This is a genomic window from Halorussus halobius, assembly GCF_004765805.1.
GTDB lineage: Archaea > Halobacteriota > Halobacteria > Halobacteriales > Haladaptataceae > Halorussus > Halorussus halobius.
In genome coordinates, this window is sequence record NZ_SBIU01000004.1 from 1 (window position 1) to 15,499 (window position 15,499).

At 54.2% G+C, this 15,499-nt stretch carries 13 protein-coding genes; 4 read left to right on the plus strand and 9 right to left on the minus strand.

Annotation, left to right across the window (positions count from 1 at the left end):
* The first annotated feature begins 379 nt into the window (after nt 1-379).
* Complete coding sequence (locus EPL03_RS11980; RefSeq protein ID WP_135829587.1) at nt 380-4,324, plus strand: helicase-related protein; 3,945 nt, start codon at nt 380-382, stop codon at nt 4,322-4,324.
* A 543-nt stretch (nt 4,325-4,867) separates the two neighbouring features.
* Nucleotides 4,868-5,503: an HNH endonuclease gene (locus tag EPL03_RS20485; protein WP_244605264.1), complete on the plus strand. Its 636-nt coding sequence runs from the start codon at nt 4,868-4,870 to the stop codon at nt 5,501-5,503.
* Nucleotides 5,504-5,832: 329 nt separating this feature from the next.
* On the opposite strand, the gene EPL03_RS20745 is transcribed toward EPL03_RS20485, so the two are convergent.
* The 3 genes from EPL03_RS20745 to EPL03_RS12000 all read right to left on the minus strand — a co-directional run bounded on the left by EPL03_RS20745 (nt 5,833) and on the right by EPL03_RS12000 (nt 7,491).
* Complete coding sequence (locus tag EPL03_RS20745) at nt 5,833-6,177, minus strand: endonuclease NucS domain-containing protein (protein WP_135829994.1); 345 nt, start codon at nt 6,175-6,177, stop codon at nt 5,833-5,835.
* Entirely contained in the window at nt 6,138-6,587 is a 450-nt protein-coding gene (locus EPL03_RS11995) for a PDDEXK family nuclease (RefSeq protein ID WP_168216251.1), read from the minus strand. Before EPL03_RS11995 ends, EPL03_RS20745 begins: the two co-directional genes overlap by 40 nt.
* A 166-nt stretch (nt 6,588-6,753) precedes the next feature.
* Complete coding sequence (locus EPL03_RS12000; protein ID WP_135829589.1) at nt 6,754-7,491, minus strand: hypothetical protein; 738 nt, start codon at nt 7,489-7,491, stop codon at nt 6,754-6,756.
* Nucleotides 7,492-7,641: 150 nt separating this feature from the next.
* On the opposite strand from EPL03_RS12000, the gene EPL03_RS12005 reads away from it, so the two are divergent.
* Complete coding sequence (locus EPL03_RS12005; RefSeq protein ID WP_135829590.1) at nt 7,642-8,988, plus strand: restriction endonuclease; 1,347 nt, start codon at nt 7,642-7,644, stop codon at nt 8,986-8,988.
* 5 nt (nt 8,989-8,993) lie between these two features.
* Here the strand turns inward: EPL03_RS12005 and EPL03_RS12010 are convergent, their stop codons facing one another.
* The 4 genes from EPL03_RS12010 to EPL03_RS12025 form a co-directional block, all read right to left on the minus strand.
* On the minus strand, nt 8,994-10,226 hold the full coding sequence (locus EPL03_RS12010; RefSeq protein WP_135829591.1) for a hypothetical protein: 1,233 nt from the start codon (nt 10,224-10,226) through the stop codon (nt 8,994-8,996).
* A gap of 103 nt (nt 10,227-10,329) precedes the next feature.
* Complete coding sequence (locus EPL03_RS12015; protein ID WP_115795711.1) at nt 10,330-10,641, minus strand: hypothetical protein; 312 nt, start codon at nt 10,639-10,641, stop codon at nt 10,330-10,332.
* Nucleotides 10,638-11,024 carry a hypothetical protein gene (locus EPL03_RS12020; RefSeq protein ID WP_135829592.1) on the minus strand — a complete coding sequence of 129 codons (387 nt, stop codon included), beginning with the start codon at nt 11,022-11,024 and terminating at the stop codon, nt 10,638-10,640. Before EPL03_RS12020 ends, EPL03_RS12015 begins: the two co-directional genes overlap by 4 nt.
* Before the next feature lie 628 nt (nt 11,025-11,652).
* The gene (locus EPL03_RS12025; protein ID WP_115795709.1) at nt 11,653-12,267 is read right to left on the minus strand and encodes a DNA-directed RNA polymerase subunit epsilon; all 615 of its coding nucleotides are present in this window, start codon (nt 12,265-12,267) and stop codon (nt 11,653-11,655) included.
* Nucleotides 12,268-12,423: 156 nt separating this feature from the next.
* On the opposite strand from EPL03_RS12025, the gene EPL03_RS12030 reads away from it, so the two are divergent.
* Nucleotides 12,424-13,308: an endonuclease NucS domain-containing protein gene (locus tag EPL03_RS12030; RefSeq protein WP_135829593.1), complete on the plus strand. Its 885-nt coding sequence runs from the start codon at nt 12,424-12,426 to the stop codon at nt 13,306-13,308.
* Nucleotides 13,309-13,321: 13 nt separating this feature from the next.
* Here EPL03_RS12030 and EPL03_RS20810 read toward each other — a convergent pair whose 3' ends face one another.
* Together EPL03_RS20810 and EPL03_RS12040 are read right to left on the minus strand one after the other, a co-directional pair.
* A complete protein-coding gene (locus EPL03_RS20810; protein WP_394346946.1) occupies nt 13,322-13,711 on the minus strand; it encodes a Zn-binding domain-containing protein in 390 nt (129 codons plus the stop codon).
* Nucleotides 13,712-13,750: 39 nt separating this feature from the next.
* A complete protein-coding gene (locus EPL03_RS12040; RefSeq protein WP_135829594.1) occupies nt 13,751-15,451 on the minus strand; it encodes an ATP-dependent nuclease in 1,701 nt (566 codons plus the stop codon).
* Nucleotides 15,452-15,499: the final 48 nt, after the last annotated feature.

Here is a 15,499-nt window from a genome sequence, read left to right on the forward strand (position 1 = left end):
GGATGGTCTCCGGGCAGCGGAGACCATCCCTGAGAATGTAGACTGACTCCCTGCTGACAGACCATGTATCTGTCACAGGCCACCACCTACGAGACAGTGACGAAATCAGACGGGGCTAAACACGTACGATATTTGTATAGACCTCGAAAAGACGCAACACGGTCCCGCAAAACTACCTCTAACGGCTCTCCGATAAGCGATGTTTCAGAGAAATCCGGTTTAACATCCATACGCAGGACATCCCAGTGCCAATTAATTAATGTTCTTGAGGGGGGAGACGCTGAGAGGAGGACCAACGCTATCGGACAACTGTAGGGAGGAGGTACTAATCGCTCCCGACCATTTATCATCCCGCTATGATTCATAATCAGATATCCAGATGGCAGACTCTCCCTCCCTCCGCGAGTACGATTGGCAGTCGATATACGAGAGTCAACCTAGCGAGGACATCTCCTTCCTCGTAGACGAATTCTATGTTCCGGCATTGGAGCGGAGCAACCGATACGACCGGATTGCAGGATATTTTGATAGCGGCTCTCTAGCTGCCGCTGCCAACGGTATTGAAGCATTCGTTGAGAATGACGGAACGATGCGGCTCGTCGTCGGTGCTCAGTTACAACCGAAGGACCGTCCAGTTCTCGAAGCCCTCGCAGACGATCTCAAGGAATCACTGGAGGATCTGGACGATGAGGAACTCGACGCACGATTACAGTTACTCGCCTGGCTACTTCGGGAAGATCGCCTTGAAATCAAAATCGCCGTACCAAAGCAAGGCGACTGGGGAATCTTCCATCCAAAGCTCGGAATCTTCTACGACGGCGACGACACGATCTCGTTTGAGGGGAGCATAAACGAAACAGCTGGTGGATGGACTCGAAACTACGAGCGATTCAAAGTTCATCGCTCGTGGAAGGACGGTCAAGCAGACTACATAGACGGTGATCAGGATTCCTTCAGACGGTTGTGGGAAGACGATCACGAGTTTGTAGACGTATACGAGCTCCCCGAAGCCCTACGAGAGGAGATTATTGACTGGAAAGCGCCGGACACAGATACAGAGATTCACACCGTCGTCGAGAAGCTCCAGAGCCCAGACGAGCCGACCCCGGCTGACAAAGGAATGATCTTGGCTGACGGAGCTCAAGCACCTGGTGGACTCCAGCTCGCCGAAGAAGCGAGTACAATTGACCCCTGGCCTCACCAACGTGTCGTCTCTGATACAGCGGTCAACACGTATCCGAATTCATTCCTCCTGTGCGACGAGGTCGGCCTAGGGAAGACCATCGAAGTGGGGCTCACCCTCTCTCGTCTCGGTTTGACTGGTGAACTCGAAAATAGCCTCGTACTCGCTCCCGCCAGCCTCGTTGTTCAGTGGCAGGAAGAACTCTGGGAGAAGTTCAATATCAACGCGTACCGATACGAACGGGGAAGCGACTACGACTACGCGTTCATCGACCCGTTCGGGGAAGAGTACCCCGTTCCGGGTGCCGCCGATCTCGATATCGACGCCGACCGCAGAGATGAAGCATGGACATCGAGCCCACTGTGGCGGTTCGTTCATACACGAAGCGAGGAATCCGGTCCAACGGTCATCATCATGTCGTGGCATACAGCTCGTCTCGACGACCGCTGGGACCAAGTCGCGCCTGCCGATGGTGGCGTTCCTCGACGTCGAGGAGACATTCCAGCGGGATGCCGTGGTCGGGAAACGGAGGAACGCGAGGGTGTCTGGGACGCCGTCGTTGTGGACGAGTCACACAACGCCCGCCGAGGAAGCAATTTCTACAACCTGCTTGAACGGTTACGTGCCCACACGCACTGCTACTACCTCCTCACGGCGACGCCGATGCAGTTGCACCACAGCGAACTCTACGACCTACTCACGCTACTGGACATCCCCGAAGAGTGGGACAACCGGGACAAGTTCGTGGAGTTCTTCGAAACTCGGCAGGCACTCTCTAGTGTCCTCACAGGAGGTATCGACCTATCTGGACGCTCGACGTCGTCGAAAACCTCTCAAGCAACCTTGGAAGGATCGTTCCAAGATCGGTTCAACAAATCGCCTGAGTATGCTGACCTCGTGCTGGAAGGACTAGTTGACGAACTCGGACTGGAAGACGAGGGACGCGGTGTTGCAAAACAACGGCTTCTCCAAGCTTGTACGTTAGCTCAGAGCTACGGCCAACGGTACAGTGACTATCGAGAGAAGGTCGATGAGGCGATAGACGAACGTATAGACCCATTCGGTGCGGACGAGGATACGAAACTCAAGCGACTTCTCTATCCCGAACCGGTCCTGGATGCTGAGATGATCATCGCCTCCCGTAAGGATCGGTTGGACGCTCTCGACGAACTCAGCGAAGATGGCTGGAAAGTTCTTGAGGACGTGTTCTCCTGGGCGACTCCAATTGACGCTTGCATCCATAGGAACACCCGTGACACCCTCCGGAAGTACCGGAAGGTCGGATTGCTCGATCAGACAGTGCCAACACGAAAGCCCAAGCGTCGTCGGATTGAGCTCAACGACGAGACACGGCAGGTCTACGACCGGATCGACGAGTACACCCGGACGTTCTACAAGAAAGCCCAGCAATCGTCCGAAACTGAGACTCAAGCGATTGGGTTCGTGATGACGACGTATCGCCAACGCTTAACCAGCAGTGTCTACGCAATTTCTCAGAGTCTCTCATCACGGCTTGAGAAGCTACGGAAGCAGCGAGATGTTTTACAGCGTCGCAAGAGAATTCGGGACGAGGCGGATGAAGACCGTCAGGCAGCACTGAACGCTCTCAGTAACTTTGACGAGGAGGAGATAGCAGAGATGGAAGATGCCGGTGAGGACGTATTGAACGTCGATCTGACCGAACTTGCCCCAAGCCTCACCGATGAAGGTATCGAGTTACTGGAAGAAGAAATCGAGGAGTTGGAGTCCTTCATACAGGAGGTCAAGCAGGTTGATAGCGACCCGAAAATGGACCAGCTTTATGAGGATCTCGATATGCTGGATCGGCGGGGACGTAACCGGATCATCGTATTCACACAGTATAAGGATACGATGCATTTCATCCGCCGTGAGCTCCGGTGGCGATACGGAGAGAATATCGCTTGCTACTCCGGAGACGGCGGCGAGATGTACGATGAAGATGCAGACACTTGGCGGAACGTCGGGAAGGAAAGAGTAAAGCGAGAATTCGCAGACGACGATGGAAATGTAGATATTCTTATATGTACAGATTCAGCTTCAGAGGGCCTGAACCTCCAGGAATGCGGGGCTCTGATCAACTACGATCTGCCGTGGAATCCAATGCGCGTTGAGCAGCGAATCGGCCGTATCGACCGTATTGGACAGCGGTACGACGACGTCATCATTCTGAACTATAGTTACGAAGATACGGTCGAATCAGATATCTACGACAGATTAGACGACCGGATTGGATTGTTCGAATACGTCGTCGGGGACATGCAACCCATTCTCTCCGGTGTTGGTTCGAAGATTCGCCAGGCTACAATGCAAGCGGGTGCAAAATCAGGCACAAAAGAGTACGAAGACCTCGAACAGGACATTGAACAGGATATCGAGGAGCAGCAGCATGAAGACGATCCAATCGAGCTCAAGGACTCACTAGCCCATCTTGATAGTGATACACCACTCCGTGACCAGGTGATTCGGGAAGCACGGCTTGATGCGTGGAATACGTACTCGCACCCAGACCTCGGAGAAGTGGGCCACCCTGACGAGGCCCGCGAACCGGCGTATTCGGTCGAATCTATTGAATCTGTGCTCACGGAAAACGACAGACTCGCCGAACTTGGCATCACGTTCGACCAATTATCTGAGTTGGAAACAGAGTTCGCCTTCGACGATGACTCCCATGCAGCTGGAGTCTATTGCTTACGATCTTCAGAGGATCTTCCACTGAGTGTTAGGACCGATGAAGGTACCCTGGCAGAAAGCATCGCCGAACAGCACGGAGGAATCGGAATAACATTCTCACCAGACATAGCTGATCAGTATCCGTCACTTCGGTACTTAGCACCTGGCAGCCCGCTGTTCGCATGGCTTTCGACGAAGCTGATGAATGAGGGTGGCGAGCGAGTACTATCAACAAGAGCGTTTGGATACGACAATGAACAGAATATTGCTGAGTTATCGGAAGAACCGTGGTTGGTTTGTGGCTGGACGGAAGGTGAAAATGATGGCTCGCTCGTTTCACTCTCCGACGAGGGGCGTGTAATCGAATCAATAGACTCGGTGGATGAGCTATCAAAGTGGGCCGAACGATTCGCCACTAATCGAACGAGTGTCTCAGAATGGTCTGATTAATTAGACCCTGAGAGTCTTTCACTATTTCAGGCACTACTGCGAATTTACAACCGATTCATCCTGGTGCGACAGCTCTATATTCACAACCTTTACCTATTAAATAAAATAATTGATATGACAGTGCTTATAGGTGACCTGCAAAGTTGATTTACCGGGGAAAGGATCATCATCGGGCCACGTTACTGTTTGTTCATGCCTTCGGATCGGCTTCGTAGTATCGTCCCGATGTTTGGTGGTGGGACACGGTACGTTGAGACGTTGGATGCGATTCTTGCGTTCGTTGAAGCGCATCAGCCGACGTCGGATGAACTGGTGGGGTGGCATCGCGGTTCGTTTTCGAATGTGTCGAGTCGGGATTCGATTATGCGGCGGGTGAGTTATCTTCAGCAGGTCGGGTTTCTTCACCAAGTGAACGAGCAATAAAAGCTCGGTGATGCTGGTCGAGAGTATGTTGAGCAGGGTGATGTGGCGGCGCTGCTACGAATCATGTGTGATCGAACCGTCGGGTTACGGAGTCTCCTGTATGCGTTGGTTGCTGGTCCGATGACACTCGCAGAGGTGAGTGAGCAGCAGCTCGATACGCATCCAGAGTTAGGGTGGAGCCGCGGGGAGACGGACATGGCGAAACAGCGGGTGAATTGGCTGCGGAGTATGGAACTCGTCGAGAAGCGCGGCGACGAGTATGCGTTGACGGATGATGGCCTGCAGTTCGTTGAGAGCGCGGTGGAGGAGTGGGCCGATTCGGACTGGACACCGTCGGTGAGCGATGCCGGGGTGCGTGCTGGGACGTACGAAGCGACTGTCCACGCACGGTCGGTCGATCCGGAATTCCGCGCGACAGTACTGTCCCGGCACGACCGTACGTGTCCGGTTTCCGGGGTGGATCATCCCGGCCTATTAGACGTGGCACATGTCCTGCCGTGGAGCGACTACCCGGAACACAGGGCAGACATTTCGAACGTGTTGGCACTCAGTAAGACGCATCACGCGGCGTTCGACCGGGAGCTCTTCACTATCGATCAGGACTACCGGCTGTGCGTGAATCCGAGGTTCGAGACCGAGAGTGATGTGCTCCAACGGACAATTATCGACCGGGAAGGGGAACGGATCTCGATTCCGGATGATAGCTTGAAGCCGAAGTATGTCGCCCAGCACAATACGGCGCTTGAGTGGGTGTGAGTGGGAGGTCCAAGTCGGATAGTGGTTGAGGTGTTTCAATCAGGCGTGAGGTTTTCTTCATCATGAGGGTCATCTTCGGCAGAATACACGGCTACGGAGGAGAGGGTCCTCTGACAAAACCAGGAGACGACCGGGCCCGCGTTACTGGTTTAGAGACTCCGACTTTGACAGTCGGTGAGTATCTCCAGTAGTTGGACGACAACAGGGACGGGGGGAGGCCTTCGTCCGGGCGTTTCGTGGTGGTGTGACGACGATTGATCTCGCGGAAACCTCTCAACAGGAGGGTTAGACTGATGAAATGCAGAGATTCCCAGATCGAATCAGGTGGATTATTCCCACTCATCTATTAGCGTCTGACCAGGTGCAAAATGGGTTTTCTCGTACTCTTCCATCCGAACCCATTCTAATCCATGTTCTCGCAGTAAGTTTTGGATTTTCTCGCCAATGTAAGGGGCGACGAGGATCCCTCGAATTGTAGACTCTTTTGTTTTCTGGAAATGCGAGACATATCGGTGGAGTTGATCGACATCTTCGTACTTTGCAGCTGCTGTCTTAATTTCGAGAACTACGTTATTCCCGTCGGAATCGGCAGCAAAGAAGTCAATACGACCATACGGCGTGCCTCGCTCGTGGCTTATGATTCGAGGTTGTCTTCGATTGTCTCTGGATTCGATTCGATGTACGCGTGCATTTGCTCTTCAGTCCGGTTCTCAACGAGTGCGGCATCATCGTTGGCCACGTACTGAATTACAAGCACTGGCTCATGGATATCAACTCGAATACTCTCGTTCCTTCCTTTTGCAGCGTAGATAACGGGAACATCGCTTTCAAGAAAGACTTCAAACGAACTTCGGATACCTTGGCGAGCGACAGCGCGTGCACCACTGGGCCGGTGGACGGCGACCGCACCATCTCGTTTGCACAGAATGACGCGGTCCCCCGGACCGATCTCGCCTTCTCGGTTCCCTGTGAATTCAACACTGCAATTGGCGTGGATTGTGACGAGATATCCCCGCTCGTGCCCGTTCGAAATGAATTCAACAGGTTCGGCTGGATCAGGCGCTCGCAAGATATTCTCGGTCACTATGACGTAACCTGACATCTAACGGTGATATAATCATCGGGTGAACGGTGGATTCTGTTATTTTACATTGGTGATCGGTCGCTAAAACGGTGGGAATGTATATTTGGATCGGATCGTGTAAAAAACCTCCCAGAAATAGGTTTAGATCACAGATTGCTATAGAACGTTAGTTGATATTTGCGACGGTCCGCCGGTAGGTGTCGTCGAGATCAGAACCGCCGAGTGCTGTGTAGAGGTCGATGAGGTCTGCGACGTCGCTGAGGCAGTAGTCTTTGAGGAGTTGTGTGAGTTCACGGTGGACCCTGGTATGTTCGATGCCGGCTTCGACATTTTGCACATATTTGTCGCCGAGGACTTGCCCGATGTGCTTGCCTTGGACAGCTTTCCCATCGATTCCAGAGAGGTAGTTGTCTGGGAAGTCGTAGTCGTCGTACCAGACGCTGTCGTTGTCGATCCCAGTAAGGTCGTAGACTTTCCAGTCAGGAAGGATGTGCTGGTCGTCCCACAGCTCGGCTTCGTACTCGTCGGCTGCCGCGAGCGCGACATCAACGTGGTTCTCGAACAATGTTTCTGTGCGTGGGAAGAAGTCTCGGTCGGCACTATCGTCGATGTCGCGGGCCCAGTTCAGCAAGTGCGTGCCGTCGAACCAGGTACCGTTGTACGTGAGGAGACGATCTACGCTGCGGTCATCACACCACTCGAAGAGGCGGTCGTAGAGGTCAATCGTATACTGGTCGTTCCAATCGCCGCGCCGGAACAATACTTCGGTATCTGGTGTGTCGTTCAGGTCGCTGGCGTACGCGAGGCTGACAGCGAAGAATTCGAAGTACTGGGTGTCGTTCGAGTTATCGGGCGGCTCTTCGAACGGGCTCGCGGTTTCGATGTCGATGACAAGTGTGCCCATCTAAACAGACCTCCAGACGTAATGGGTGTCGGACAGTGGCTTGTTTGTTGTGGACGCCGCTCCGGAATTCAGACTGCAGAGTAACCGATAGAATCCCGGTCTACCCCTATGATTTTTCTCCTGACCGAGTAGTTATTCATTTACTTACGAATGACGGGGATTGCTATTATTACAGCTGGACGCGAGGACGCCTATCAGGATTATCTGCAGTCTGTGAAGGGAGGGCATGACCCTGCTGAGTTTGAGGAACATCTTTCTAACGCCGAAGTTGAGGCCGTCACTGATTCAGAGACAGAGAAGGTGCACCTTTGGGGAACCTCAGTTGATTCGAAGTGGCAGTTCGTGGAGGGTGGGGACATCGCGTTAATCTACCGGGATGGGAGGTACATTGCGCAGGCCACGGTTGTTCGGACACATGATGATCTCGACCTAGCTGAGCATCTCTGGCGTACTGAGGGGAATCCGTGGGATCCTGAAAGTCCGTGGCGGTATTTGGTGTTCTTGACTGGTGTGGTGGAGATTGATGTGGATGTCGAGTCGTTCAACGAGCTTGTTGGGTACCAAGATAATTATATCCCGCAGGGGTTCAGTCGGGTGTCGGATTCGCGTATCCGCGGCATAGAGGATGCGTATGAGTCCGTTGAAACCGCGGTTAATGAGTTGACAGGGAGCGGTGTCCGAGTTCATGAGTTTGATGAGGAGCCGTCGCAGGAGGAATCTGAAGAGGAACAGGAACTCGATCTAGGAGAGCGTATCGTTGCGGCGAGTCGGGATGGTGACCAGTATGAGGAGTTGGAAGAGCTTGTCGCTAAGGCGTTCTCTCGGTTGGGGTTTGAGGCACGGTGGATTGAAGGTGGGGACGATACGGATGTCGAGGTTACGGCACCGATTCATGCGGTCGTTGAAGTGAAGGCGCGAAGCAGTGGGACGCTGGCATCGCCAGATGCAACGCGAATCCAAGGGCATAAAGAGCGACATTCGGCCGACCAAGCGATTGTGGTTGCACCTGGCTTCACCCCGGCGGCAATTGAAGATGCGGACCGGCAAGGAATCGTCCTCCTTGCGACCAATCACCTCCAGGCGCTCCTAGAACGGCGTGATGCCTATGGAATCCCGCCAGAAGCACTCGCAACATATCTCACTGAACCGGGTGCATTCCAAGATGACCGCTTAGATCAGATCGATGATGAACTACGGACTCGTCTCGGTGGTACGGAGGACTTGCTCGCCGTGATGGAAGCGCTTCAACGAGCAAATCCAGAGGAAGGAACCGCTGACCGGCTCCGCTTGATTTTGAAAGGCATGTACAATGAGGAGCGGGTTCCGGACCAGCACGTCATTGAACAGTCGCTCAACCTATTGGCTCACCCAAGCATCCAACTGGCGGAGTACGAAGAGGGACAGTACCAGCCGACAACAACCAAAGAGAATGCAGAAGTCCTGCTCCGACGGTTCGGGAATCTCATCACCGAAGTTAGTAAGTCAAGCGAAGAGTGAGCCAGTCAGAGTCCGACCGCTTGATTTAGCGTCCACTCGCTCGATAGGACTTCGTCCTTGTCATCGGTCCCACCTTCCGTGAGCAGTCCGATGTGCCGGAGATGGTATTTGAATTGAAAGTGAATGCCCGATTTGTACACGGTCGGATCGATAAGGACCGATTCGTCGATGTCACCGTCGGCGGTGAGGATGTCTTCGCGCCTGGATTGGGTGAAGAAGACTTCCACGGTGAGTGGTTGGTTGATGCGGCAGGCTTCTCGCGCGACGTCGTCGATGGTTGCGGGTTTGATACCGCGTTGGTGGAGGCGTTCGAGTGCTTCGATGATGAGTTGCGTTGGGTCGTACTGGATGGCGACTGAGCGGGCGAATTGCGCCCAGCGGGATGCGAGGTCGGTGAACGGTGTGGATCGGCCTTTCCAGGAGGCGAATTCGTCGAGTGCAGCATCGACGGTTCCGTGTTGAGTGCGGGCGAAGCGGACGACTTCTGCGCCGAGGTGCGTGAGTGTCTCTCCGTCAGGTCGATTGTCGACGAGACCGAGGAGGATAGCGCCGCGACGACCACCAGAGACGCTATTGATCACGTACTCGGAGTAGATGTCAGCGGTGTCGCCATCTGCAGCGAGGGCGAGTGCATAGCCGAGGTAGTTCTTCGGGTGATTGACTGGGAAGCTGCCTTCGGTGAGTCGGTGCGTCGTGGCTTGAAACCGGATTGCGTCGATAGTGGTGGAGAAGTCACCGACGCCGGTGACGCGAGCGGGTTCGATGAGCGTTGCGTCGTACGGGCTTTCGACGCCGATGACACCAATATTTAGATCGCGTGCAAGGGCACGTGCCTGATCAGAGATACTCTGTATGGGGGCGGCGACGTACCCGATGTTGACTTCGGACAGGTGGCCGTGCGCTTGATCGATACCGGTTCTGACGTCAGCAGCGCTCGGGTCGTTGTTGTGGCCTTTCGCTTCGATGACGGCGACAGGCGTTGTAGTGGCGTCGGCGTTCAAGACTTCGAGGGCAGGCATCCCGACGCCGAGGAGATCAGGTTCACCGTCGGCAAGACGAATCGTGTTGTACGGTGCGAGACGACGACGCAACTCGTCTGGGATTTCCCACCCGCCCCAGTTCGGCTTGGTGAATTGGGTTTCCGTGACAGCGTAATGGTCTGAGCTCGTATCGAGATCAGGGTAGAGAGTGTCCTTTGCGGCAGCGAGAACGGCAGGTTCGGTGAGTGTAGCTGCCATTGCTACAGCCCTTCTCAACCGGTCGTCATTAAATTGGGCCGTGCAGGACGTCAATCCGCCCGAGCACAGATACCGATTCGAGTGCAGAACGGTGAGAGGTGCGCTACTCGTCGTTCGGGTCGTAGATCTTCCGGATCCACGCGCCTTGGGCAAGCTTCAACTGTATCTCTTCGCCGTCTGGCCAGAGGTTGTCGAAGCCACCGAAGACGTAACCACAGCCTTCGTCAAGCGTGATGTCGTCGTTGAAGACGACGCAGGGGCGTTGGACGTCGCCGCGGTCGCTGTTGCCGAGCATGACCTTCTGGTGTGGGGTGTGGCTGTTGAGGTCAATGGAGTAGTTGACGAATGCTTTCGTTTTGATGAACCCGTTCGTGCCGTCGAACTCGTCGATGTGGAGGAACGGTGGGCTGCTCATCGGTGACCACCTCCCCGGATCACGGTGACTTGTCCGCAGGTTTGGACGGCGGGTTGTGGTTCTCCGCAGGTTGGGCAGCGCGTGTCTGTGATCGGGTCTACGAGGTCGTCGCAGGCGTCGCACATCACGAGGCCGGTCGTGTCGAGGCGACCGTCGTTGATGAGGACGGTTCGGATCCAGCCGTCGCGGACGAGAATGAGTGCGTCGACGGGTTCGTAGAGACGGGCGTGGCTGCAGCGGGCTGCGGGTGCATCGACGGGTTTGGCGGCGCGCCAGGCAGCTTCGAGCGGGCGGTCCGTGGGGAAGCGTTCGTGCCAGCGGTCGTGGGCGTGCTGTTTGATCGGCGGAAGATACGTCTGGTCGAGGTTGGTGTAGCTGGACATTGATCGAAGGAGTCGCGTGGTGATGCGTCTCGTCGTCTGAGTGCCAGTGGCTGCGTAGGGAGTGTATCTGCGCTGGCCAGTGTTGCCACTGGGCGCGGTGATACAGACTGTTGAGGAAACCCTTCGAGGTGAGCCGTCGAGAGGGATGGAGCTCTCTGAGGGAGTGTCGAAGGGTCTCTAAGGGACGTCGCTGGCTAACGACGAGAAGCGATGCGTGAACCTCGCGCGTACGATGGAATGTACACCGAAGCGGTTGGCTGGGTCGAAGCCTCGAAGCTCGCGTGTGTAATGGAGTAACCCCTTCGTGGCTGAAGCAGAGTCAGAGTCCTCGTGAACTGGCCACTTCGGAATAGGTGTTGCAAAGGGGCCAAACTTGGTACCCTGCTTAACGAAGGGCTGGCGAACTTCGCGCGATAATTGGCAGCCAGGCCGTCGCTCCGCCTTATGGCGGAACCGACGACCGACGACCCTCATTTCGCATATTGTCGCAGGGAATACTTAAAAGAATATTATTTTCGAGCATTCTAGGCACAAAGATAATAACCATTGAGCATTTACCGGCACAAATAGGGGAGTACCGTTGTCCGAGGAGGTTTCTTTGGCGAATTCGGCGGGCACGAAGACGCAGTCATAGTGGGAAGTGATCGTGTTTTTTGAGTTCGCGTTTGACGAGTTGTGAAACGCTATAGAGATCGGATTTCGAAACCTCTTGTTCCTCCAGCAGAGTTTGGAAATCGTCTTGTTCCAGCATCCGCGGCGGGAGTCGGTCGGCATCGAGGTCCGGCAAGGCCTCATCAGGAATCCGATTAAACCGGTCCCACTCGACGACGACTTTGATCGTGGCGAGGGCAACTTTTGACAGGCGTTTCTGCCGACCGAATCGATCAAGATTCATCGTCGCCATCGCGGTGACTGCCGCTTGTTGCTGATGGGCGGGGATATCGAGCGCAGAGCAGAAAGCCTCGGTCACACGAACCTTATCGCGGATTGCCTCACGGGTACTGTGATTACCGTCAGAACGATGCCGGCCTTCATTGTGCCGAATGAGTTTCTCTACCTCTCCGCCAGCACTACCAATGCCGACGCGAGTCTCACCAAACGGATCATACCCCGAGGAATACGCATCCGGGGAATGGTCACGCTCCTGTTGACGGGAGGGCTGGAGCTCCGGGGTTTCATCGACTTGCGAACTATCTGCCTCTTCTGACTCAGTTTGATCCCCGGCGGTGAATTTCTCACTCACGGCAATATTCCAACTACAACTAAAATAGCTACCAGCTACAGTATAACGTTTACCCGGACTGATTTATTGCCAAATTTCTCACAGTCATACTGGAATATTCCTACTTCCGATGTCTGGACATTCAAATTTAAATGAGTTCTACAAGTTCGTCGTGCTATGGTAAATCAAGATAACAATTGGTGGAGGATGACCGCTGGCCATGGTGGGTCGTTAGCTATCGATTGGCTTGAACAGGACATTGTCACGGTCGGGTGGGCACGCTCAGTTGGTGATTTCCGGGATCAAAGCGCAGAGAAGATCGTAGATAAAAGCAAGGATGCGGGCGCTGGCCGCCAAGTAGCCCGTTTTCTGGGGAAGACAAAACGCGGAGATGGAATGCGCAAAGGCGACACAGTGATCGTCTATGCACCGAATCCGAAAGGACTGGTAGTGGGCGTTGGTGAGGTCGGTGAGCCGGAATACGTTAGGCACCCCAACCTGCCATTCGATGACCATCGATACCACCGTACCGTCAGATGGTATGACTGGGGCACTCCAGTATCTAAGGACGAACTGCCCTCTGACTGCCCTCAAGTCTATACGCCAGCTACATTAGCTAACTTTGGTGGTTCCCGGGAGGATCTCAAAGCGGCGGTGAATCGAGCACCAGAGATTCCGACCGAGGAAATTGAATCGACGATCTCGCTAGGATCATCGGAGGACGATATGCATGTTTGGGCGATGAGGAATCTTCAGAAAATAGATAGTGGCCTCACGGTTACAGAGCATGAATCTCCGATTCCTGTTGGTGATATCGATGTCCTCGCTGAAGATTCGGATGGCTGGGTAGTTGTCGAGCTGAAAAAGGGCGAGGCAGACGATAGTGCAGTTGGTCAGATCAAGGGATATATGAATGATTTGAAGCGTGAGACTCAGGCTGAGGAGGAGGTACGAGGTATCCTGATCGCGGAGGACTTCTCTACACGGGTGAAGCGTGCAGTAGCGGATGATAATGTGGATCTATACCGATTGAAGCTCAATCCTAGTTTGGAATCGACGTAATCCGGATCTTGTTTTAGGAGTAGAAGACGACGGGGCGGCGGTCGCTGCCGTGTTCGTCGTCGGGGAGGTGTTCGGCGAGGCCGTCGCGGTCTTCCGCGCCGAGGAGTTGGTTGAGGACGTCGATGGCGGAGGCGCGGAGGAGGGGTTTGTTATCGTTGTCGCAGTTTTCGTCGAAGGTGTAGGCGGGGCAGCCGTTGGGTTGGCCGCAGTGGCAGTCGCGGAGTTGGTCGCGGGCGCGTTCGGCGAGGGCTTCGAAGTTCTCGTAGATGGCGCGGGCAGAGCCGAGGCCGCAGGTGTCGCCGTCCGGAAACTCTTTAGTTGGAGTGTGGACTGAGAATCGTACCCCCGTTACCGTGTTCGGTATAAGATGGTCGAGTCGATCAACCGGGAAATAATCGAAGATTTAGCTACTAAAAGTTAACAGAAACTATTCGAAGAATGACTATGACAACTGATCAGTGACGCGATCTAAGAAATCGTGAAGTTCCTCGATTTCTTCGCCTTCCCTGTACATCGCTTCGACGATTTCTGTGCCCCGTTTCTTGTCATATTGCCTGCCAGCGTCAGGAGCAGTGATATTGCCGCACGCGTCACACTGTCGATCCTCTACGGGTGCTCCCTCCTCCCCAATATGTGTCTCTGCAATCTCTGAATGGAGTTTCTCGGGGATGTCCTCGTAGCTTCCAACGAAATCTGGACCTACGTCGAGACCGAGCGTTTGGTTGATTCCAGTCGGCGAAAAGTAGTTCTCGATCTCCCGTTTTTCCAGGATATGAACGAATGCTCGAAGTTCTCTACAGTCGTCCTGAATCTGTTGTACGGTATCTGAAGGACGGGTATCTTCGGACCGGCGGTCGCTGTCCAGCAAGAAGCAGAAGTTGTGATTGATCCCTTGCAAGTCTTCCGGGTTGCAGCTCTGGATGTTGCCTGTCCCCCCGAGGTGCTGAATTGTGATGTTCTTCCGCTCCCAGTCTTCTACGTACTCTCGTGCCACGGTTCTGAGAATACTCGCGTCACTGGGGCCCTCAGTGTAGATGACGAAGTCGCTTTGGAGGATGTCACTGTTTCGAGCGCCAAGTTCCTCTACTGCGGAGAGATAGTCTTCGTTGATCATCCGAATCGATGTTTTTCCGCCTTCTCGTTGCACAAGATGGAGATCACCATGACCTCGACGATCGATGAAGATAGGTGAGTGTGTGGATAGCATTATTTGTCCCCCGGACTGGGCAATCTGTTTAAGCGAGCCCAGCATCTCTCGTTTCGCTTCTGGGTGGAGCCAAACTCCGGGCTCTTCGAAGAGTAGGAAGTACCCCTCGTCAACGTGCCGTTCTCGGTAAGCCTCAACCAGTGAAAGAACGAACATGCTCCCCACTCCCGAGCCTCGTTCTCCAACCGGGACTGACGTTTCGGTCGAGTGATCCTTGACCGTAATCGATGGAGTGAACGCTTTTCCCAAGTCAATTGCCCCAGGATCAACTTCCACTTCACTGATCGAGTCCAGTCGGCTCACTAGTCGGTCTTCGATTAGACCGGAGAGAACCCCCATCTCGTCTTGAAGTTCCTCCTCCAGTGATTCGCGCTTTGCGCTGAGCGACTCGCTATCGTTGAGGAGGGGACTCAGCAGGCGGTCGATCCAGGTGTCTGACTTGAACTTTGTCTGCTCGGAGATATTCCGCTCCGCGGGAATGTAGATAGGTTCGGGAAGGTATGACCAGATTCGCTCACGTGACGGAACCTTATTGAGTTCTTCGCCATCCTCTACGATTGTCCCGGAACCTAGCGTTTCCTGCTCGTCTTCTCCCAATAGTGTCGTTCGGGATGGAGCCCGTTCCCCATTCTCGCTGTACTTTCGGACGATTTTCAGAGTCCCATCCGACGTGTCGACAGAATCAGTGAGCTGCTCTGAGAGTTCATCTGGCACTCCTGCGAAGCGGCCAGAGAAGACGATCTCTTCCGCTTCGCGCATGTGGAAGTGACTGGGCTCGGGCTTCCCCTTCTCCTTGAGGAAGATCCTAACCGCTTCCAGAAACGACGATTTGCCTGCGTCGTTTTTTCCGATCAGTACTGAGAGTTCTTCAATCGATCCGAAGCCGTCCTCTTCTATCGGTTTGAATGTCTCGACTTGAAATTTAGTTAAATTCATGAGTGGTTATTATCACGTCATCATTCGCTCAGCCAGGCTTCCAAAATG